This is a genomic window from Oceanobacillus halophilus, from assembly GCF_003628505.1.
Lineage (GTDB): Bacteria > Bacillota > Bacilli > Bacillales > Amphibacillaceae > Oceanobacillus > Oceanobacillus halophilus.
In genome coordinates, this window is sequence record NZ_RBZP01000003.1 from 123,846 (window position 1) to 144,923 (window position 21,078).

The window sequence follows — 21,078 nt, forward strand, 5'->3', positions numbered from 1 at the left end:
AAACTCACTAATCATCGGTGTTAGAGCATTCGACAAAATTCGGGAAGTGACAGGCACCAATTTAGTTTCATATATAAGCAAATTATTATATAATGATGTAGGATTAAAATGTATATAAGCAAATAACTATATTCTTATTTGAGATAAATAGGAAGGAGGAAAATAAGTGCTGCAAACAACAATCGAATTGGAGAAAGCTGCTGTAATTTTAAAATTGCTAGGGGATAAAACACGATTAACGATGATGAAATTGATGGATAATCAGACATGCTGTGTTTGTGAGTTTGTTGAAATATTCCAATCTAGCCAACCGTCCATCAGTCAACATTTGCGTAAACTGAAAGATTTAGGTTTAGTCAAAGAAGAAAGAAAAGGTCAATGGATCTTTTATTCGGTGAATAAAAGCAATGAGTACTATTCGTTTATTCGACCAATTCTTGAGCAACTCCCTAATCAGGATTATAAATTAAAAGAACTAGAAGAAAAAGGTACACGAATTTCTTGTTGTTAAACTGGAGGTATTATTTTGTCATCAACGCTTATATTTGCCATATTAATTTTTGTAGCAACCCTAGTTTTAGTCATATGGCAGCCTAGAGGATTGAATATTGGCTGGTCTGCCATGGGAGGAGCAGTTATTGCTCTACTAGTAGGTGTGGTAGAGTTTAGTGATGTAATTGAAGTTACCGAAATCGTTTGGAACGCAACGTTAGCATTTGTTGCAATTATTCTTATATCGTTAATCTTAGATGAGATAGGATTATTTGAATGGGCTGCATTACATATGGCCCGATTTGCCCAAGGTAATGGAATAAAAATGTTTGTCTATATTAGTATATTAGGTGCGATTGTTGCTGCTTTATTTGCGAATGATGGTGCGGCATTAATCCTGACACCTATCGTACTAGCTATGGTAAGGAATTTGAACTTTAAAGAGAAAATGATCTTTCCGTTTATCATGGCGAGTGGGTTTATTGCTGATACGACATCCTTGCCATTCATTGTAAGTAACCTGGTTAATATCGTATCTGCGGACTTCTTTGGGATTGGATTTGTGGAATATGCCTCCCGAATGATCATTCCGAATTTATTCTCCTTAACTGCAACTATCCTGGTTTTACTCATTTACTTTAGAAAAAATATTCCAAGGTCATATGATATTTCAAAATTAGGTAAGCCAGTAGATGCCATTAAGGATCTTAAAATGTTTCGTTTATCGTGGTACGTACTTGGTTTATTAGTTATTGGATATTTTACAAGCGAATTTATCCATGTGCCAGTCTCTTTCATTGCAGGGATTATAGCTATATTCTTTATCATGATGGCTAGACAAAGCAGTGCTGTGAATACCAAAAAGGTTATTAAAGGAGCACCATGGGATATTGTGTTCTTTTCCATCGGTATGTATGTGGTGGTATATGGATTAGGAAATGCCGGGCTCACTTCTGCACTAGCGAGTGTCATTCAAACAGTAGCTGAAGAAGGATTATTTGTCGCTACCATTGTCATGGGGTTCATTGCTGCTTTTCTTTCATCCATTATGAATAATATGCCAACCGTTATGATTGACGCTTTAGCCATTGCGGAGACCAATACATCTGGTGTATTAAGGGAAGCATTAGTGTATGCTAACGTTGTTGGGTCTGATTTAGGTCCAAAAATCACACCAATTGGTTCCTTAGCAACTTTAGTATGGCTCCATGTTTTATCCCAAAAAGGAGTCAAAATTTCTTGGGGAACCTATTTCAAAACAGGTATTATTTTAACGATACCCATTCTGCTAATCACATTAATAGGTCTCTATCTAACGTTAACTATATTTTAGAGTCTTTTCGTATATTTTGTTGCTTTTAGAACTTTTACAGTTGATAGAAATTGTTGATAATTTGAATTCATAGTAAAGTGCTTAACCCCGCTGCGGAAATACACTACGCTTTCCGCGGGGAGCTGGTGAGCCTCCTTCGTGCTGACGCACTACGCAGTCTCACCAATGCTCTTCTTCCCGCAGGAGTCTCCGTGTATTTCCTTCGCTATGTTGTCATCTCTACTTGTATAAACAAGAAATATGCTATTTTCAAGAATAATAATGGTGTTAAACGTGATTTCAAGAACATTCATCTCAAAAATATCTCATGCATCTATCTTAGCGGAGGCAGAATACGGAGACTCCTGCGGGAATAGCACGTGTCCGAAGACCCCACAGCGGTGGTTTTCCGCGAGGAGGCTGAGGCCGTGCCCGCGGAAAGCGTAGTATTCTGCTGGAGCGAATACCCGCACCAACTAATCACAAGTGTAAGTGAGAGGAATACTATTTTGAATAAAAGACATCTACAGTCTATTAAAATATAAAGCGAACTTATATTAAAAACCAACAATTTCTAGAAAAGAGCCATATTTTAAAAAAGGAGTATTAGAATGACTAAAAAAACAATCTATTTTTTATGTACCGGTAACTCATGCAGAAGCCAAATGGCAGAAGGGTGGGCAAAAAAATATCTTGGAGATGAATGGGAGGTTCGAAGTGCAGGTATTGAAGCACACGGATTAAATCCCAATGCGGTTAAAGCAATGAAGGAAGTTGGAATGGATATCTCCAATCAACAATCAGAGATTATTGACCCTGATATTTTAAATAACGCAACATTAGCAGTAACTCTTTGTGGAGATGCCAAAGATAAATGTCCGGTTACACCACCGAATGTCAAACGTGAACACTGGGGATTTGATGATCCTGCAAAAGCAAAAGGAACAGAAGAAGAGAAATGGGCCGTTTTCCAACGTGTTCGTGACGAAATTGGCGAACGAATCAAACGTTTTGCTGAAACTGGTGAATAGTTAGCTTCTTTAGGGTCTCACCGATGCCTTTTCTCCCGCAAAAGTCTTCGTGTGCTTCCTCCACTAAGTATCAGGTTTACTTGATTTTAACTAGAAAAACTTTATTCTACAATAACAGCTATTTAGAGGTGCGAAATCACAAAAGGATTCGCACTTCTTTTTTGTGTAATTAAAACTAAACGAAAGTTAGTGCTCTACCCGCAGAGATTCTGTCCTTTATATTCGCCATGAAAAAAACATTCTTTAAAACTTAAGCTTTTCTTAAGAATTGTTTTAAGTTCTTCTTATGTTTTCGTTTGTATATTGATTATAGAAAAATTCTTTCCAAGACAGAAGAGGAGAATGATCATGGCAGACTTAAAGGTATATATTCTTTTAACAGATACAGGTTCTATCTTTACAAAGTTGATAAAACTATATACAAAAAAGCCATATAATCATGCGTCAATCGCCTTTGACTCTGAGTTATCAGAGGTATATAGTTTTGGGAGGAAGAAGGCATGGAATCCATTTAATGGTGGTTTTGTTAAAGAAGATGTGAAACAAGGTTTATTTAAACATGCAGATTGTGCTATCTATTCATTAACAGTTACAGAGCCTCAAATGGAAAAGATGCAATTATATATACAGGAAATGGAAAGGCAAAAGGAATCCTACAGCTATAATTTCTTAGGTTTATTCGGTTTTATATTAAATAAGCCAATCATAAGGGAAAAAGCATTATTCTGTTCACAGTTTGTGGCATCTGTGCTAAAGCATTGTAACAAGGTTAACTTTGATAAACACTTATCTCTTATAGCACCATACGACTTGCAAGAATTAACGGAATTAAAATTGGTATACGAAGGAGAACTTAAAGCCTATCACCATAAAAGTGAAGAAGATAAATGGCATGTTCCAGTTCCCTTCATCCCGGTTGAAATGTAATACAACCTAATCCTCAAAATAAATAATAGGAAAAAGGAAGGATTCAGAGTGAATCAGACGATTAACATTTTAGTTGTTGAAGATGATAATGACATTAATCAATTATTATGCAGAATCATACAAAAGAGCCAGTACCATCCACAACCTGTATATTCAGGTACAGAAGCTCTGATTTATTTAGATAAACAGAAGTGGGACTTAGTTTTATTGGATTTAATGCTTCCAGGAATGTCCGGTGAAAAAATTCTAGAAAAGATAACGGAAAAAGGTTCAATCCCAGTGATAATTATTTCCGCCAAGAGTGAAAAAGAAACAAAAATTAATAGCTTACGATCCGGTGCCGATGACTTTATATCTAAACCATTTGATGTAGATGAAGTATCCGCTCGTATTGATTCGTTGCTGCGCAGATACAGACATACCGCTGAAAAGCCAAAACAAGTGTTAACCCATAAGGATATTCAGCTTGATTTGGATACAATGACTGTTTTTGTAAATGGAACCGAAATTACGTTAACGGCAAGAGAATTTAAGATATTAATCCTACTAATGAATTCACCTCAGAAAGTTTTTTCCAAATCAAATGTTTTTGAAAGTGTATGGAACGAGCCTTTTCATGGAGATGACAACACGGTTAATGTTCATATGAGTAATTTACGAAATAAGCTATCCAAAGCTAATCCAACGGAAGAATATATCGAAACTATATGGGGAATGGGATATCGGATGAAATCTTAAGGTTTTCTTAAGGTCTGACTTAAGCCATTCTTATGTTTTACACACCATACTAATGTTATGAGCGATTAAGGGAGGTTGCTAGGAAATGAGCGAATTTATTTTACGAACAAATAATTTAACCAAAAAATATAAGAATGATTTTGCGTTGGAAAATGTTAATGTATCTATTAAAAAAGGTGAAATATATGGTCTTATTGGTCAAAATGGGGCGGGCAAATCGACGATGCTTCGTTTGGTAACAGGACTTAGCTTTCCAACAGATGGGTCCATAGAGTTATTTGGAAATGATCATCCATCTGAGTTGACAGAAGTACAAAAAAGGATGGGAGCCATTATCGAAAATCCTGCCCTTTTCCCCAATATGACAGCCTATGAAAATTTAGAAGTCCATCGATTGCAAAAAGGGATTCCTGGTCGTTCTTGTATCCAAAATACACTAGAACTTGTCGGGCTTTTAGACACTGGAAAGAAAAAGGCAAAAAACTTTTCCCTTGGTATGAAGCAAAGACTTGGTCTTGGTATTGCATTATTAAGTGATCCAGAATTTTTAATCCTAGATGAACCAACAAATGGATTGGACCCAATGGGAATCGTAGAGATGAGGGAACTGATCAAAAGGTTAAATCATGAAAAAGGACTTACGGTTTTAATCTCAAGCCATATTTTAAGCGAACTCCATCAACTTGCAACGAGCTTTGGCATTATTCACAAAGGAAAAATATTAGAAGAACTTACGTTAAAAGAATTGGACGAGAAATGTAAAATGCATGTGCGAGTGAAAGTAGATCAGTCGGCAATAGGGGCTACCGTTTTGGAAGATACATTATCTACTACTGATTTCGAAGTAATGCCTGATGGTACTATCAAACTTTATAAATACCTGAACGATGTACGAAGCGTTTCCCAAGCATTAACAAATAATGGCTTGGTAATTGAACACCTATCACAAAATGGGGATAGTCTGGAAAGTTATTTTTCCAAGCTTGTTGGAGGTGTAGATATTGACTAATCTTCTAAGAGTAGAATTATATAAATTGAAAAGAAATAAATCTTTTTGGGTAATAATCGCCATGACTACTGGATTAAGTACATTGTTACATTATTTAGTAGTTATTGACTGGTGGACGATGTCCGGAACCGTCTTTAATGAAGCTGGTTTAAGTGAACTAAATGCCTTATCTCCCTTTACAACATTATTGTTCTTTAACCTAATCGTCAGTTCATTAGCAGGATTTTTTATTTCTGTTGAATTTTCATCGAGTGGTGTCATTAAAAATCAAGTAATAAGTGGTAATAAACGTTCGCATATTTTCTTGGCGAAGTTTCTTGTCTTCTCATTAGGTGCTATTATCGTTACGATCCTGATTCCGGTAATCATCGGAATTCTATTGGTTATCCTATTTGGACACGGAGATATAATCAATACATCTAATTTGCTATACTTGGGAAGGGCATATTTCTTGTTTATCCTTCCATTTCTTGGTTATACAGGCTTAATCACAGTGCTTGCTATGATTACCGAAGATAGTGGGAAAACAATCATTTTCTCTATTTTATTTTCAATCATTATGTTTGCGATAGAAAAGTTCCCAAAGCCATTATTGATAGAGACGGTTTTTGAGCATTCTATATTTTATCAATTCAGTGAAGTATTTAAGCATACGATGACAAATGGTGAAATCATAAAATCTCTTCTTATCGGTGCAATATCATTGATGATCATCATTTTATGTGGAATATTTATGATGAATAGAAAAGAAATTAAATAATATAAGGCGGGGTGAGACCAATGATCTATATCGTTATAATCTTAAGCTTAGCAACCATATTCGTACTCACTCGCATATACGCTTTAAAAAAAGAAGTAAAAAAAATCCACAAGCAGCTGCGAACCTATAATAATAGAAAAACGAATAAAAAAATTGATATGGCACTTTTTGACAAGGATGTGGAAGAGCTGGGATTGGAAATTAATAGGTTGATGGATTCGTATGTGACAGAAAATAGAAGGAGAGTTCAATTTGAAAATGAACATCGACAAGCAGTTGCAAATATGTCTCATGATTTGAGAACACCATTGACTTCTATCATAGGATATATCCAAATGGCTAATTCTAAAGAGATAGAAGAAGATGAAAAAGCAGAATTATTATCTATCGCAGCTAAACGAGGAAAACGACTAGAAACCTTGTTAAATGAATTCTTTGAACTGAGCGTTATTGAATCCGCCGATTATCATCTGAAAACGGAACGGATTAATTTGAGGAATCTAACAGTGGATGTCTTGATGAGCTTCTATGACCGATTTCAGGAGAAAAAAATGGAGCCTAATCTCGACCTTCCTGAAAATGATGTATTCCTAGTTGCTGATACATCAGCTTTAACTCGTGTGATCGAAAATTTGCTTTCCAATGCAATAAATCATTCAGAAGGAAACATCTCAATAAGTCTTGAGGAGAATCACACGAAAGTCAAATTAATGGTAAAAAATAATGCAAACACCCTTACTCAACAGGATGCTACCCGCATGTTTGATCGATTTTATATGGCCGATCAGTCACGTTCTGGCAAAAACACCGGATTAGGCCTTTCGATTGTCAAAAGCTTTATGGAAAAAATGAATGGGACCATAAGGGGACAACTGGATAATGGACAACTCTCGATTATATGTGAGTGGGAAACTGGGAAGGATGAACTGGAAGTAGCGCAACAATCATCGAATTGATTTATGTCTATTAATTCCAATGATTAAACGTACTAAAGAACCTAACCGATAATTATGTTATTATAATTAAACCATTGTAAGGGGGAAAACGACATGAATAAAAAGGAACTATCTCTAGAACAGCAAGAAGAATTAATCAAAATATTGAAAGCTCGTTTTGAGGAAAACATGCACCGCCATAAAGATATAGAATGGAATAATGTTCAAACAAAACTGGAATCGAACACGGAAAAACTATGGTCGCTCAATGAAATGGAAAGAACAGGCGGAGAGCCGGATGTTATAGATTTTGATAAAGAGCTCAATGAATATATCTTTAATGATTGTTCTCCGGAAAGTCCTAAAGGCCGTAGAAGTGTATGCTATGATCTTGAAGGACTGGAGTCGAGGAAAAAATATAAACCAGAAAACAATGCGATAGATATGGCCCGAGACATGGGAATTGAGCTTCTTACGGAAGAAGAATATCGCTCATTGCAGGAACTAGAAAATGTTGATAAGAAAACATCCAGTTGGGTACAAACCCCTTCTGATATTAGAGAACGAGGTGGTGCGCTTTTTTGTGACTATCGTTATGGAAAGGTCTTTGTTTATCACAATGGAGCGGATGCTTATTTTGGAGCCAGAGGATTCCGTGGCTCATTAAGAGTATAAATTATTGAAGCTTTATATAGTAAGCTTTCCCATAAATATAAGAATAGATCCATGATGAGAAAACAAAAATTCTCCATGACTTGCTAGAACGTGTGAATTAAATGAAGTAAAAAAGGTGCTCACCCTTCTTTAAGGGAGCACCTACTAAAGTAATAGCAGACACCAGATACACAGGCCGAAAAAATAACCATTCCGGTAATAAAGCTTCTATCAGAAAGCACATTTATTATCATTTGAGCGATGGTTGCAATTAAAACCTATACAAACATTATATTAAATATGGATTTAGAAGTAATTCTTCTGTTACCTATTTTTATTTCCATTTTTGTTACCTCCCTTTATTAGAAAAACGTTTATATGTGAAATTGGCAATGATGAAAATACTAATTTAAAATTCTTGTACCCCGTTACGAATTTATGCTAATTACTCAAGGAACCCAAAAAATCACCTATACGAATTAACATATTTTCTATTTTATGGTCTTCATTCAAATTTGCTTGACCAGTGACTATTTCTACTTCTGTATTTTCACTACCTTCTTTTTGATAATGTAATTCTACTGAGAAATTATAAATAATCTCTTCTGAGTCAGTTTTTTCAAAATCGATGTTTTTTACCTTTAATTTGTAATTATTTCTCATCGGTTCATTCATTAACACGGAACCGTAGCTACCTACAAATGCAACATAGGATGCATCATCTGCAAAATAATCTTTATATAGTTTTTCTTCATATTTTCTTAAACGTTCCATCCATTCCTTTTCCTTCAATATTTGTTGCAGTTCATCACTGGGGCCTGTAAGGTTATTTTTTAGTACAGCTTCCATAGTTTGTATATTTTTATCTTGGGTTTCCGTTTCTGTGTTTTCAGTGCACCCGAACAATAATAGAAGTGAGGAAAATAAAGTGATTGCAAATAGTTTAAACGATCGTTTCTTCATATAATTCTCCTCTCAATAAAGCACTATGGCTACTGGTACAAAAGGGGTTTATAGGCGTTCGATTTAAAGCTTCATCTTCCACTTTACTGCATGTTAAATTTTAGAACACTATTTCATATACTCTATATCTATTTTAACATAAATATTCGGAATTCTTATATAGGATTCTCCTAGCGATTCATTTAAGAGGAATTTAAGTAGTATCCGCGTTGCTGGGCTTCGGACACGTGCTATTCCCGCAGGACAAGGAATAGATCGGCAGCAAGACATCGCACGAAGAAAATTGATTTGTATTTTCGAGGAGTCTTCGTATTCTGACTCCACTATACAAAAGGCGACATAAACGGAAAAAGCAACTAGTATTTTTTCGGAGAGAGAGTAAACTCAATCCAAATCATAAAAAGGCTTTCTGTATTAAGGCAATGTAGAGCTCTTTACCCGTGTAGGTGATCATAAATAACTTTATAAATAATCATAATTCCCCAATATGTTAATCCAATTCCTCCAAGTGAAAATATGAAAGCAATGCAATAGAACAGAAACATTTCCATATAGCTTCCCCCATTCATTTTCCAAAGTAATGAGTAAAACCCTAGAAAACACAAAAAAGACCATTACAAATAAGAATGGTCTTAGGTAAAGCCTTAGACCTTTCTCTCGAAATAACATGTAACGCTTACGAGGTTAGCTGTCGGATTAGGGACGGAGAGTATCCCCTCTTACGTTAATAAGATTCACCCCAGATAGAAATCATCTATCGAAAATGGTTCCCCCGCTCATCAAATGATTCAGCGATTAAAAGGTATTCGTACGTATTTAATTAACTTCAAATTACCCCTCTTTTCTTAATATGTCAACTCCTTTTTCTAATTTACTAATATTTTATTTTAACTATATAAACCAGTAACATTAGCAACAAAATAAGTTTAAAACGTTCATTATTTTTTGGCAGTAGGAGACACTATTCTTATATGTATTTGATTATACGAAGGAGGTAAAGAATGGATAAGCATATGGAATATGGCGATGATTATAAATATATTCCAGCTACATCTGTAGGTAGTGGAGTTGGTACGGAGGTTCTACCTGATTTATTTAATTATACGATTCAAATCGTAAATATCCACTTGGTTGGAAATCCAGAAACCAATGATTTTGTTTTGATTGATGCTGGGATGCCTGGATCGGCCGATAAGATTATTTCTGTTACTGAAGAACACTTTGGTGAAAATAGTCGGCCAAAAGCGATTATTTTAACACATGGTCATTTTGATCATGTGGGAGCTATTATTGAACTAGTAAAATATTGGGATGTACCTGTATATGCCCATGAGCTAGAATTACCTTATCTAACAGGACAAAAGAGTTATCCAGAACCAGATGCAAGTGTGGAAGGCGGTATGGTAGCGAAAATGTCCCCTATGTTCCCAAATGAACCAATTGATTTAGGGGATAGCATAGAAAAATTACCTTCTGATGGAACCATTCCCCACATGCCAGATTTTGAGTGGTATCATACGCCAGGACATACAGCGGGGCATATATCATTATTCCGAGAAAAAGATCGTGCACTCATAGTAGGAGATGCCTTTGTGACGGTTAAACAAGAATCCCTTTATAAAGTAATAACACAGGAACAAGAGATAAGTGGGCCTCCGAGATATCTTACAACTGATTGGAAAGCAGCCAAGGAATCGGTCATCAAATTAGAAGCATTAAAGCCTTCAGTTGCTGTAACTGGACATGGTTTACCGATGGCTGGCGAGCTGTTATCAAGTAGCTTAGAAAAGTTAGTTCAGGAATTTGATCAAATGGCTGTTCCAGATTACGGGAAATATGTTAATAAGAATACGCATTAAGTGAAAGTGGCTAAGCTTGCAACCATATTCTCTGAAAAAGGCTGAATTCAAAGTGAGTTCAGTCTATTTGGTGTGTACAGGCGGGGTTCACTTATTCTTCTTTGCTCCATCTCTATCTCTCGTAATACAATCGTAAGTTTATCATTTGTTCGTTCATCCGTTTCGGTAAATACTACACCATAAATATAATGGGACTTATCGCTATACTCTTCCTTTCTTACTATTTTACTTTTTAAAACAAAATCACGATTAGATAAGTTGAAGTATAGTTTAATCTCCACTCCTTGTTGTATTGGTAGATTATACGGACAAATTAGTTTCATCCCTGTATAGCTAATATCACTGATAATTGCCTTTCCTTTCTTTAGAGGATTAATATTTTTATTACCAACATTTAATAGTTGAAATTCACATGTTTTATTTTCCAATCTTAATCGAAATGAGTCTCTTCTTTCTTTGTCGTTTAATTTCGCTTCTTGCCCCTTAATGGTCTTCATCAATTCGTTTAGTTGTATTTGCAAATTGCTATTCTGCTTTCTGTAAAATAATATTCTCAGTGTAAAAAAAGTGTTAAATATAAATAAAATCGCAATGATTACATATAAAAGAGTGAGTATCATATAAAGATCACCTCTGTCTTGTAAGTTAGAGTATATAAATAAACTATATTATTTTTCGTAAAAATTTATATAGCCACCAAGTACTATATTTCTAGTACTGCACTCCTATTTTAAAATACGAGTGATGGAAAGGTGTTTAAATAAACGAAACGAATAGGCGTTTCATTCGTATAAATATTAGAAGACTAAAAATGACTATTTAAGGAAGGGTCTAAATGGCTATTCATTTTTTAGAAGTAGCGGCATTAGTAGGAATTTTGTATTTGCTTTTCAAGGTGGTAAAACTCCAAAATTATGTGCGAGGAATGAAATATAATCTGGATTTGATAATGAAACAGGTTGGTACACCGGAAAATCCAATAGATGATGAATTACATATTCTTTTAAAAGAGGGGAAGGATGTCAAAGCAGTGAAAGTTGCCAGAGAAAAAATGGGTCTTTCGTTGTTGGAAGGAAAACAGTACGTAGATAAGCTAAAAGCTGATATCGAATAAAATTTAGATATCATTATTGTATGTTGGGGACATAGGTTTTTGTGTAGGAAACTTTAAGAATGAGATGTTAAATAGTAGATCTTTCATATACTATAATAATAGGCATCAAGATTGACCAATGAGGAAGTAGGGGTAGTATGAAGACAAACCTAGAAAAAATAAATACGGATGTATGTTATCAGGAAGCAGAACAAAAGGCTGCTGATTATTTTCAATCACTCCATACGCAACTTTTGCAGAAGGAAGATATCCCTACTTTAATTACCGACATTGAATTATGGCGGAAAAACCATCGCCGTCATCTATTTTCTATTAAATCACGTAAAAAACCAGATCCAAAGGACTATCGTAAGTATATTCAGTGGCTGCATTACACCAACAAATTGGAAAGCTATTTGAAGCGGAGTTTTTCTTATATCTTTATGCGAGATTTGGGGAAGGATATCCGTGATAAAGAAACGAAGGAAAAACTGGATAAGATGGTTGCCGATGTGAAGAATCATTTAGCTGATTCAACGACAAAAGGTAATAAAGAACATACAGATACATTGAACATGGCTTCGTTATATCGTTTGGCTGAGAAGGAAGGCGTAGAATTAACGATGATCTGGGTCATGAATAAGATTAAGACAGTTTCTGCGAATATACCGGAGGAACTTGAACCAGAACATGCGAAGCGTAAACTGATCAAGCTAATAGCGGGAGTTGTTATGCAAGAGGTGGAAGAGATGGGGAAGGATGTTGCTTCTGAGGAACGGAAGGAGCGACTGGATAAGGCTATTCGACTTGGGTACGCTTATGGACTGACCTATCCTTTTATTGATGACCTTCTCGATGCTAAGCTATTATCGAACGAAGAGGAGAAACAATACTCCGACTTAATTCGCACAACGCTTACTACCGGTATAGTACCGGATTTGGAAAACTGGACAGGGGAAAATCAGAAACTTATTTACTATATTCATTCGGAACTTAAAGAGGCCTTTGAATATATTAAAGCAAACCAGAAACCAGATAATATGACCTCTTTTCTAGAGCAATCATACATCTTTTTTCAATCCCAGGAAGTGGATCGATGGAAGGATCTTTCGAATCCAAATTATACAAATGAAGAAATTTACATACCGATTATTTTAAAATCATCTTCGTCACGGTTAATCGTCCGTTCGGTAATAAGTGCTGCTCACGATGATGAGGTGAATGATCGATTATTCTTTTACGGTATCTATAACCAGCTTGCTGATGATTTTACGGATATGTTTGATGACATGGCCGAGGAATCAGTGACACCGTATACGTATTACTGGAAGTATCATGACAGACGGCCAGACCTAGTAAATCCCTTTGAATTATATTGGACGGTCATTCATCACTTAATCCATCATGTTTATTATTCAGATCCAATGGTATGTGAAATGATTTTCAGTCGAGCCATTAATAGTCTGAAACGATTTAAAGAGCGGTGGGGAAGGGATAAATACAATCAAGTGATGGAGCTGTATGCATCTGGTATTCCAGAACTCAATAAAGTGATACAAGAAGCGGTCCGTAAAGCAGAGAATGTTGATTTCTTTGATAAATTGCTACGGGATCATATTATTTCTAGTCTAAAAAAAGAACAAGAAGAGCAGGAAGATTTTATAGATACTGTTCGTGAAATACGTAATCGGATAAATACTGTCTTACCTATTTTAGAAAAAGACAATCAGTTATTGAAAAACCCAATTATAGATGGAGCGAATTATAGTCTGGCAGGAGAAGGGAAACGGCTAAGACCTGTCATAACCTGGTTTATGGCAGTGAAACAATATGGTTTGGAAGAGTCAGCCATCTTGCCCTTATTAAAATCTTTGGAATACATGCATACGGCCTCTCTTATCTTTGATGATCTGCCATCACAGGATAATGCGTCTGTAAGAAGAGGGCGCCGGACCTTGCATCAAGTGTATAGCACAGCGGTCGCCGAATTAACGGGACTATTTCTTACACAAAAAGGAATGGAAGAACAAGCCTCGATGGATCAGTTTGAAGCAAAAACAGTGCTACAGTTAATCCGGTATTCTGCTCAAAAGACAGAAGAGATGTGCCAGGGGCAGGCGATGGATTTGGAATCAAAAGGGAAAGTATTATCGTTGGAGCAATTAAACACCTTGTGCTTTTACAAAACGGGAATTGCCTTCGAAGCTTCCCTTATTATGCCAGCAATGCTAGCAAACGTTTCGGAAAGAGAAATCAAAGCTTTAAAGAAATTTGCTTATCATGCTGGGATTGCCTTCCAAATAAAGGATGACTTACTGGATGTGGAAGGGAAAGAGGAAGTGATTGGAAAAACGATAGGACAGGATTTAGTGAACAAGACTGCTACATTTGTATCCGTGTTAGGTCAGGATGGGGCCAAAAGAGCCATGTGGGAACATTTCTGTTTAGCCAGTGAAACCTTAGAAGAACTTACCAGTCCTATCCCATTTCTAAAGCATTTATTGAACTATATCGTTCATCGAGAAAACTAAAGCCTACAATGCTGGTTTCCACTCCTTACGTAAGAGAGAAACCAGCATTTTTAATGCAAAGACACGACAAAACCTGACAAATTCCGGGTGGTGCCAGGCACTTCCTGTTTAGAGGCAATTTAAATCTAAGGTGTAGCAAGGCTTGGTGCGTCGACAAAATTCGGGAAGTGCCAGGCACCACCAATGAAACTTTTTTTCTGCTTTTTCGTATGAATAGGTAACAGTTTTTTTTTGATTGAAGGGGTGGAGATGATGACGGATGAGATTTGGAATATGAGGGGCAGGCAATTGATTGCATTAAATATTTTAAATCTGGTTGCTATTACAATTTTCTTCCTTGCCTTTAGACTTTTTAACGTGACACTTCCACACTTTTTTCTTTTTATTGGCATTATATTGTTCATACAGGCGATATGTGGTTTCATAAAAGGAGATTCTACTAAATCATTCTTACCTATATTTGAACAAGTAGCAAAGTATGAGAAGGAAAAAATGGGAAGAGAATGGATGAAGCAAAGAAAAGTGGGGAATGTTGGTCAACTCCTATTGAGTGGCTTAATGTTTCTCCAGTATTATTGGAATCGAGAAATGGCTGAAAGTGTTATTATGGAGTTGAATTTTATTTTTATTGCTACTATTTTCTTTCTATTATTTGTTTTAACGAATTTGATGTTTGTATTGCACGTCAGGAAGGTCGATCGTTCGACTTTCCAGCAGGAGTTGAAAGGCTATACGTGGAAATCTAATTTAATTGGAGCGGGAATTGGAGCCTCATTTGTTCTGATCATAGTAATGATGACAGTGTTTTACATTTTTCTATACTAGTATGGGGAGGGGTTTTATGAAGATATTCTTAGATGCACTATTTTTTCTTATCATCGGTTATTATTGTGTTAGTTTTATTCAAGTCTTAATCCGTATGGAAAGCAAGGTTATTTTACCAACGACTTCAGAAGAAAGGGCGGTAATTAGAAAACACCCTGAAAAACCATTAGCACCTCCTAAATATTCGAAGCAAAAATTGGGTATTATTATTTATTCCGGAGTGCTAATGTTTGTGATATCCATGTACTTTATTAGCCTTACATTTAATGAAATCAATTGGTCGATATACTTACTGTTATCCATACCACTTACAAATTCCTCTGATCTGTTCAATCTTTTTGCAATTTCTAATGACGGGGTGCTCAGCGGAATACGGTTTATACCATGGAAAAGAATGAAGTCCTATCAATTTATTACAATTGACATGAATCACAGATTTTATGGGTTTTCTAAAGAAGTGAATAACCGTTATGAGCTAAAAATAAAAACCAAGGGATTTCCAGTTAGTCTTGTCGTAACTTCGGATGAAATGAAGGAAAAACTGGATAATATATTACGTGAACATATTTATGGTACGGAGAAAATAACCGTAGTAAAGGAGTCCTAAGTGGTAGAGAAACCTAGTTAACTGGAGACATGACTAGGTTTTTTAGTGTGCAATTTTTTAATTTTCCCAATGTGCTGGTTTCTCAAAAGGTCGGGATTACGTCTAAATAAATTTTGGATTACTGCCGATATTATAGGTATAAAGTATTGTTTTTTGACAGCATGTTGGGAGGATTGTATTTGATTTTTTTGAAAAAGAAAGGCTTCTTGCTTGTGATGGTATTATTTTTAATCGTCGCCTTTCTAGCTTTTAGTACGGAAAAATTAGTTTCTTCGCAAGCAAGTAATCAAGATAAGGGCCAGGTTGTAGACAAACCAGTAGTTCCAAAGATAGAAACAAAGGAAGCATCTCTTCCTAATGAGAATTCTAAACCTCGAACGGAACCAATTACGCATCTTGTTCTTCACTTTTCCAGTAATGTGATAGTGAATCCTGAGGATCCGTTTCGTATGGAGGATATCCGCCAAACCTTTATGGATTATGGTGTTTCAGCGCATTATTTGATAGGAAGAGACGGTGCCATTTACTCTTTAGTACCTGAAGAACGTGTAGCTTATCATGCGGGAAAAGGGGAATTATCGGACTTTCCACAATATAAAAATCGTCTAAATGATTATTCGATTGGGATTGAGATAATGGCGATTGGAACGAAAGAGGAAATGAGTATAATGATGGACGAATCGAAGTATGAGGAAATCGATTCTGACCATATTGGTTATACGGATGCGCAATATGACGCACTGGTAAAGTTAATTGATAATGTAATTGAACGACATCCATCCATTAAAAAAGACCGAAAACATATCATTGGGCACGATGAATATGCACCAGGTCGAAAAACAGACCCAGGAGAGTTATTTGACTGGTCGAGAATAGGGTATGAAGAAAAAGTAGAGGACAGTACCTATTAAATGGAATGGGTACTGTCTTTTTTGGTAATGAGTTTCATGCATGGTTCGACAAAAACCGGGTGGTGACAGGCACTTTAAGTGAAAAGACCTATGATGAAAAGTCCGTTGTGACCAGGGAATCCTGATTCGACAAAATCCGGGAAGTGACAGGCACCGCAGAAGGCACCGCCAGAACCTATATGTTGGTGTATCCTTTTTGTTTGAGTGCTTCGAGGATTTCTTGGATATGCTCCTGGTTTTTGGTTTCGATGGAGAGAAATAGTTGTGCATAGCTCGGGTAGATTTTATCACCGATGTGACTGACAGAGATATTTAAGATGTTGCCTTGATGTTCCGTTATCACTTGAAGCACTTTTTCCAGATTCCCTGGTTTATCTTTTAGTATCGTTTGAAATTGCATAAAGCGCCCGGACTCGACCATACCCCTTTCAATAATTCTTGAAATAAAACTAACATCCACATTTCCGCCACTTATCACAGTTACTACTTTTTTATCTTCTATTGGTAGTTTTTTATACACCATAGCGGCAAGAGATGCTGCGCCTGAGCCTTCTACTAAGAGTTTGTTGCGTTCTAGTAATAAGAGCATGGTTCGAGCAATCTCCATTTCATCAACAGTAACGATACCATCCACGAATTTTTCCACAAGACCAAATGGGTGCTGACCGGGGCGTTTAACCGCAATTCCATCTGCCATTGTTGGGGTGGAATTCACCGTAAGTAATTCTTTTCCTTTTAATGATTCTGCCATACTGGGGCATGCTTCTGCTTCTACACCGTAAACTTTAATCGATGGATTTTTTTCTTTGACAGCTGCCGCAATCCCAGCAATTAATCCGCCGCCACCTATTGGAACGACAATGACCTCAACATCTGGAAGCTGTTCTAGAATCTCGATTCCAACTGTTCCTTGTCCTGTAATAATTGCTTCATCATCAAAAGCATGCACAAAAGCTGCTCCTTTTTCATTCTTTAAATCTAAAGCATAGTCTAGTGCGTCATCGAAGACATCTCCTTTAAGTTCTACATTTGCACCGTAATCTTTAGTCGCTTGTACTTTGCTTAAAGGGGCTCCGACAGGCATAACAATGGTACATGGGATACCGAGTATTGAGCTAGCGTAAGCAACACCTTGTGCATGATTTCCAGCTGAAGCGGCAACTACACCTTTTTCTAATTCGTCCTTACTTAGGGATACCAACTTATTATAAGAACCTCGGACCTTGAAAGAACCGGTTTTCTGTAAGTTTTCTAACTTTAAATGTACCTCATTTCCTGCATATTCACTGAAAGTTTTTGAATAATCTAATGGTGTTTTATGTACAATATGTTTCATTTTTGAGTGAGCTTGAGCAATATCATTATAGGAAATCATGATGCCACTCCTTAGGTTATCAAATTTTATACTGCTGCTATCTTTTGCTAGTATGGTACGAGTTATTATATTGTATTCTTTCTTTAAATAAAAAAGGTTATCAAATCCTGCTTCTATGAAGTATGGAATGATAACTATTTACGTATGAAATTCGACAAAAAACGGGGAGTGACAGGCACCGCCCGTTTGCGCCTCTCTCTACAACCCCATTGGTCACACCTGCTCACCCGTTCGACAAAAATCGGGAAGTGACAGGCACTTACTAAGAAAGGAAGTTTTTGATGGTTTGTAGGTATTCTTGGGTTTGTTCGATGTAGGGCATGTGTGCGCTGTTTTCAAAGACGTGAAATTTGCTGCCGGGGGTTAGTGAACTGAAATATTCAGTTGACTCTGGAGTTGCTTCATCATAGCGACCACAAGTAAACAAAGTTGGAATCGTGATGGTATGTAACTCATTTGTGCAGTCAAAATCTTTTAAGTTTCCAGTTACATGAAACTCAGATGGTCCCCACATAAGATTGTAAACTTCCTTATTCTTATATTTGGCACCATATTTAAGAAACTCTGGTTTTGGATCCATTCGGCATACAAAGTGATTATTAAATATTTCTGTTGCCTCTTTGTATTCGAGTGTATCTGTGGTGCCGAATTTCTCACATGTATTTAATGTGATTTGTACATTAATCGGTAGTTTTTCGCGATTTCGCTTCTGGTCTTCAGCCCATCTTGGTGCACTTAAACAGGGGCTTGAAAAAATGATGCTTTTGACGCCCTCTGGATGTGCCATATAATAAGCGGCGGCTAAGGTAGTTCCCCATGAATGACCGAGAATGTGAAAGTCATCAAGATGGAGTGCTTCTTTTATTTGAGCTAACTCTTCTACAAATCGGTTGATGTTCCATAGAGAAGTGTCGCTTGGTCTGTCTGAATGCCCGCATCCTAATTGATCATAAAATATAACCGGGCGATCTTCAGCAAGCTCTTTTAAACCTTGCAAGGAGTAATGCGAAGATCCCGGACCACCATGTAAGATAATTACAGGCGTTTTTTCTGTTCCGTTATCATGCATTTGATACCAAACTCTGCCACCTGTTACTTCAATAAAACCATCTCGAACTGACATATATTTTTCCTCCTAAATTCACTCTGTCTCTATGTTACCATTATTTTCATAAAAATGGTTTATTTAGTGCGGGCCCCGACATCAACCACAGTAGGCTAAACTACTTAATTTATAGCATTTATAATAAAAACACTCATAGCTGTAACAGAAAAAATGATAGAATGGAAGCATACATTGATAAAAGTGCGGTGGTAATGTTGTTTAAAATAATGTTAGTTGAAGATGATCGAACACTTTATACAGAAATAAAGGAACGATTAACACAATGGTCATACGAAGTTTGTGGTATAGCTGATTTCAGCATGGTTATGGAAGAGTTTACGAAGGAGAAACCGGATTTAGTAATTATCGATATCCAATTGCCAAAATTTGATGGTTTTCATTGGTGCCGGATGATTCGCTCACACTCCAATGTGCCAATCATTTTTCTATCATCCCGTGATCACCCAACAGACATGGTGATGTCCATGCAACTTGGGGCAGATGATTTTATTCAAAAACCTTTTCATTTTGACGTGCTTATTGCTAAAATTCAGGCCGTGTTAAGACGAGTCTATAATTACAGCTTGGATACACAAACGAACATTCAAACATGGAACGGCGCAACCATTGATTACATGAGGAATACGGTCGCACATGATCATGGAGAAATAGAACTGACGAAAAATGAAATGTTTATTTTGAAAATATTAGTTGAAAATAAAAATAAGATTGTTAGTCGTGAAGAGATAATGAAAAGTCTTTGGGATGATGAGCGTTTTGTTAGCGATAATACACTAACTGTTAATGTGAACCGACTCAGAAAAAGTTTAGGGGAGATTGGCCTTGGAAAACTGATTGAAACCAAAGTGGGACAAGGTTATATGGCTAAAGAAGAGGTATCTGGGACATGATGCGAGATTACCTTCGAGAAAGAAGGAGTTGGATAAGCTTATTTATATTCATGGAGTTGCTTTTACTTTTTTTAGGATACCTGGATACATCCATTCCAATCTCATCTATTTTATATTTTATATTCCTATCCACCATCATTTTTGTTCTTTTTTTCATTATTCGATATAACCGCGAAACTCGCTTCTATAAAAACTTAGAAGACTGGGAACCAGGGGATGATTGGACATCTGTTATTCAAGCAGCGTATCCTTTTGAAATATTATTGGAGGAGAAATTGCAGAGTCAATCGGAATTTTATAAAGAAGCGTTAGATCAGAAAGCAGTCAGTTTAGAGCAGGAGAAAGATGATTTATTAACGTGGATTCATGAAGTGAAAACACCGTTAACAGCGATGCAGCTTATGCTTGACCGCCTAGAAGATGATACGTTAAAGCAACAATTAATGTATGAGTGGCTACGCATTCATCTACTGCTAGATCAGCAATTACATCAACGCCGATTACCATTCATGGAAAATGATTTATACATGGAAAAAATCGATTTAGAGTCACTTATTGCTAAGGAAATAAGGGCATTACGAACGTGGTGTATACAAAAAGGAATTGGTTTTGACGTAGGACTGGAAGTAACAGAGATTCTAACTGATGCAAAGTGGTTCAGTTTTATCGTTCGTCAGCTTTTAACGAATGCGGTGAAATATAGTGATTCGTCTGATATAGTGGTGAGGTGTTTTAGGAAAAATGAAGCACTACAGCTTACCATTCAAGATCATGGTCGTGGGATTGCGCCAAAGGATTTGCCTCGTATTTTTGATAAGGGGTTTACATCCACTTCAAATCATCAAGATCATGCCGCAACAGGAATGGGACTTTATTTAACGAAAAAAGCAGCAAATGCATTAAAAATACAAATGGATGTTCAATCAAAAGTAGGGAAGGGCACGACCTTCACCTTATTGTTGCCAAAAAAGAATGATTTGCTGGCCATTACAAGCATGTGACAACATTGTCACATGCTTTGCTCATTTGTTCGGTAATTC

At 36.4% G+C, this 21,078-nt stretch carries 21 protein-coding genes and 1 riboswitch; of the genes, 17 read left to right on the top strand and 4 right to left on the bottom strand.

Annotated elements, in window-relative coordinates; translation table 11 throughout:
- The first annotated feature begins 166 nt into the window (after nucleotides 1-166).
- The 9 genes from D8M06_RS06940 to D8M06_RS06980 all read left to right on the top strand — a co-directional run bounded on the left by D8M06_RS06940 (nucleotide 167) and on the right by D8M06_RS06980 (nucleotide 7,879).
- Nucleotides 167-511 (top strand): ArsR/SmtB family transcription factor, encoded by a 345-nt coding sequence (locus tag D8M06_RS06940; protein WP_121203684.1) that lies wholly within the window; start codon nucleotides 167-169, stop codon nucleotides 509-511.
- A gap of 15 nt (nucleotides 512-526) precedes the next feature.
- Entirely contained in the window at nucleotides 527-1,825 is a 1,299-nt protein-coding gene (locus D8M06_RS06945) for an arsenic transporter (protein WP_121203685.1), read from the top strand.
- Between the two features lie 590 nt (nucleotides 1,826-2,415).
- Entirely contained in the window at nucleotides 2,416-2,835 is a 420-nt protein-coding gene (arsC, locus tag D8M06_RS06950) for an arsenate reductase (thioredoxin) (RefSeq protein ID WP_121203686.1), read from the top strand.
- A 348-nt stretch (nucleotides 2,836-3,183) separates the two neighbouring features.
- Entirely contained in the window at nucleotides 3,184-3,762 is a 579-nt protein-coding gene (locus tag D8M06_RS06955) for a hypothetical protein (protein WP_121203687.1), read from the top strand.
- Between the two features lie 48 nt (nucleotides 3,763-3,810).
- Entirely contained in the window at nucleotides 3,811-4,500 is a 690-nt protein-coding gene (locus tag D8M06_RS06960; RefSeq protein WP_121203688.1) for a response regulator transcription factor, read from the top strand.
- 85 nt (nucleotides 4,501-4,585) lie between these two features.
- Nucleotides 4,586-5,509 carry an ATP-binding cassette domain-containing protein gene (locus D8M06_RS06965; protein ID WP_121203689.1) on the top strand — a complete coding sequence of 308 codons (924 nt, stop codon included), beginning with the start codon at nucleotides 4,586-4,588 and terminating at the stop codon, nucleotides 5,507-5,509.
- Nucleotides 5,502-6,269, top strand: coding sequence for an ABC transporter permease (locus D8M06_RS06970; protein WP_121203690.1), 768 nt, complete (start codon nucleotides 5,502-5,504; stop codon nucleotides 6,267-6,269). The genes D8M06_RS06965 and D8M06_RS06970 overlap by 8 nt, the downstream gene beginning before the upstream one ends.
- Nucleotides 6,270-6,289: 20 nt before the next feature.
- A complete protein-coding gene (locus tag D8M06_RS06975) occupies nucleotides 6,290-7,225 on the top strand; it encodes a sensor histidine kinase (RefSeq protein ID WP_121203691.1) in 936 nt (311 codons plus the stop codon).
- Nucleotides 7,226-7,318: 93 nt separating this feature from the next.
- On the top strand, nucleotides 7,319-7,879 hold the full coding sequence (locus tag D8M06_RS06980) for a DUF4256 domain-containing protein (protein ID WP_121203692.1): 561 nt from the start codon (nucleotides 7,319-7,321) through the stop codon (nucleotides 7,877-7,879).
- Nucleotides 7,880-8,299: 420 nt separating this feature from the next.
- Here D8M06_RS06980 and D8M06_RS06985 read toward each other — a convergent pair whose 3' ends face one another.
- A complete protein-coding gene (locus D8M06_RS06985; protein ID WP_121203693.1) occupies nucleotides 8,300-8,821 on the bottom strand; it encodes a hypothetical protein in 522 nt (173 codons plus the stop codon).
- Nucleotides 8,822-9,479: 658 nt separating this feature from the next.
- Nucleotides 9,480-9,625: riboswitch (cyclic di-AMP (ydaO/yuaA leader) on the bottom strand.
- A gap of 197 nt (nucleotides 9,626-9,822) precedes the next feature.
- On the opposite strand from D8M06_RS06985, the gene D8M06_RS06990 reads away from it, so the two are divergent.
- The gene (locus D8M06_RS06990; RefSeq protein WP_121203694.1) at nucleotides 9,823-10,680 is read left to right on the top strand and encodes an MBL fold metallo-hydrolase; all 858 of its coding nucleotides are present in this window, start codon (nucleotides 9,823-9,825) and stop codon (nucleotides 10,678-10,680) included.
- Between the two features lie 47 nt (nucleotides 10,681-10,727).
- Here D8M06_RS06990 and D8M06_RS06995 read toward each other — a convergent pair whose 3' ends face one another.
- Nucleotides 10,728-11,201, bottom strand: coding sequence for a PilZ domain-containing protein (locus D8M06_RS06995; protein ID WP_158591749.1), 474 nt, complete (start codon nucleotides 11,199-11,201; stop codon nucleotides 10,728-10,730).
- Between the two features lie 314 nt (nucleotides 11,202-11,515).
- Here D8M06_RS06995 and D8M06_RS07000 point away from each other — a divergent pair, with 314 nt between their 5' ends.
- The 5 genes from D8M06_RS07000 to D8M06_RS07020 all read left to right on the top strand — a co-directional run bounded on the left by D8M06_RS07000 (nucleotide 11,516) and on the right by D8M06_RS07020 (nucleotide 16,647).
- Nucleotides 11,516-11,794: a hypothetical protein gene (locus D8M06_RS07000; RefSeq protein ID WP_121203696.1), complete on the top strand. Its 279-nt coding sequence runs from the start codon at nucleotides 11,516-11,518 to the stop codon at nucleotides 11,792-11,794.
- A gap of 137 nt (nucleotides 11,795-11,931) precedes the next feature.
- Nucleotides 11,932-14,304: a polyprenyl synthetase family protein gene (locus D8M06_RS07005; RefSeq protein WP_121203697.1), complete on the top strand. Its 2,373-nt coding sequence runs from the start codon at nucleotides 11,932-11,934 to the stop codon at nucleotides 14,302-14,304.
- Between the two features lie 252 nt (nucleotides 14,305-14,556).
- Nucleotides 14,557-15,129 (top strand): hypothetical protein, encoded by a 573-nt coding sequence (locus D8M06_RS07010; RefSeq protein ID WP_121203698.1) that lies wholly within the window; start codon nucleotides 14,557-14,559, stop codon nucleotides 15,127-15,129.
- 16 nt (nucleotides 15,130-15,145) lie between these two features.
- Nucleotides 15,146-15,736 carry a hypothetical protein gene (locus tag D8M06_RS07015; protein WP_121203699.1) on the top strand — a complete coding sequence of 197 codons (591 nt, stop codon included), beginning with the start codon at nucleotides 15,146-15,148 and terminating at the stop codon, nucleotides 15,734-15,736.
- A 179-nt stretch (nucleotides 15,737-15,915) separates the two neighbouring features.
- Nucleotides 15,916-16,647, top strand: coding sequence for an N-acetylmuramoyl-L-alanine amidase (locus D8M06_RS07020; protein ID WP_241558892.1), 732 nt, complete (start codon nucleotides 15,916-15,918; stop codon nucleotides 16,645-16,647).
- 175 nt (nucleotides 16,648-16,822) lie between these two features.
- On the opposite strand, the gene ilvA is transcribed toward D8M06_RS07020, so the two are convergent.
- Together ilvA and D8M06_RS07030 are read right to left on the bottom strand one after the other, a co-directional pair.
- On the bottom strand, nucleotides 16,823-18,022 hold the full coding sequence (gene ilvA / locus D8M06_RS07025) for a threonine ammonia-lyase (RefSeq protein WP_121203700.1): 1,200 nt from the start codon (nucleotides 18,020-18,022) through the stop codon (nucleotides 16,823-16,825).
- A 262-nt stretch (nucleotides 18,023-18,284) separates the two neighbouring features.
- The gene (locus D8M06_RS07030) at nucleotides 18,285-19,145 is read right to left on the bottom strand and encodes a proline iminopeptidase-family hydrolase (protein WP_121203701.1); all 861 of its coding nucleotides are present in this window, start codon (nucleotides 19,143-19,145) and stop codon (nucleotides 18,285-18,287) included.
- Between the two features lie 197 nt (nucleotides 19,146-19,342).
- Between D8M06_RS07030 and D8M06_RS07035 the strand changes: the two genes are divergently transcribed.
- Together D8M06_RS07035 and D8M06_RS07040 are read left to right on the top strand one after the other, a co-directional pair.
- On the top strand, nucleotides 19,343-20,038 hold the full coding sequence (locus D8M06_RS07035) for a response regulator transcription factor (protein ID WP_121203796.1): 696 nt from the start codon (nucleotides 19,343-19,345) through the stop codon (nucleotides 20,036-20,038).
- Nucleotides 20,035-21,039 carry a sensor histidine kinase gene (locus D8M06_RS07040; protein ID WP_121203702.1) on the top strand — a complete coding sequence of 335 codons (1,005 nt, stop codon included), beginning with the start codon at nucleotides 20,035-20,037 and terminating at the stop codon, nucleotides 21,037-21,039. Before D8M06_RS07035 ends, D8M06_RS07040 begins: the two co-directional genes overlap by 4 nt.
- The last annotated feature ends 39 nt before the right edge of the window (nucleotides 21,040-21,078 follow it).

Bases quoted from the DNA above. Each gene is read 5' to 3' on its own strand.
- D8M06_RS06980 (WP_121203692.1), top strand. From the start codon at position 7,319: ATGAATAAAAAGGAACTATCTCTAGAACAGCAAGAAGAATTAATCAAA.
- arsC (WP_121203686.1), top strand. From the start codon at position 2,416: ATGACTAAAAAAACAATCTATTTTTTATGTACCGGTAACTCATGCAGA.
- D8M06_RS07010 (WP_121203698.1), top strand. From the start codon at position 14,557: ATGACGGATGAGATTTGGAATATGAGGGGCAGGCAATTGATTGCATTA.
- D8M06_RS07040 (WP_121203702.1), top strand. From the start codon at position 20,035: ATGATGCGAGATTACCTTCGAGAAAGAAGGAGTTGGATAAGCTTATTT.
- D8M06_RS06955 (WP_121203687.1), top strand. From the start codon at position 3,184: ATGGCAGACTTAAAGGTATATATTCTTTTAACAGATACAGGTTCTATC.
- D8M06_RS06975 (WP_121203691.1), top strand. From the start codon at position 6,290: ATGATCTATATCGTTATAATCTTAAGCTTAGCAACCATATTCGTACTC.
- D8M06_RS07000 (WP_121203696.1), top strand. From the start codon at position 11,516: ATGGCTATTCATTTTTTAGAAGTAGCGGCATTAGTAGGAATTTTGTAT.
- ilvA (WP_121203700.1), bottom strand. From the start codon at position 18,022: ATGATTTCCTATAATGATATTGCTCAAGCTCACTCAAAAATGAAACAT.
- D8M06_RS06990 (WP_121203694.1), top strand. From the start codon at position 9,823: ATGGATAAGCATATGGAATATGGCGATGATTATAAATATATTCCAGCT.
- D8M06_RS07005 (WP_121203697.1), top strand. From the start codon at position 11,932: ATGAAGACAAACCTAGAAAAAATAAATACGGATGTATGTTATCAGGAA.
- D8M06_RS06965 (WP_121203689.1), top strand. From the start codon at position 4,586: ATGAGCGAATTTATTTTACGAACAAATAATTTAACCAAAAAATATAAG.
- D8M06_RS07030 (WP_121203701.1), bottom strand. From the start codon at position 19,145: ATGTCAGTTCGAGATGGTTTTATTGAAGTAACAGGTGGCAGAGTTTGG.
- D8M06_RS07015 (WP_121203699.1), top strand. From the start codon at position 15,146: ATGAAGATATTCTTAGATGCACTATTTTTTCTTATCATCGGTTATTAT.
- D8M06_RS06985 (WP_121203693.1), bottom strand. From the start codon at position 8,821: ATGAAGAAACGATCGTTTAAACTATTTGCAATCACTTTATTTTCCTCA.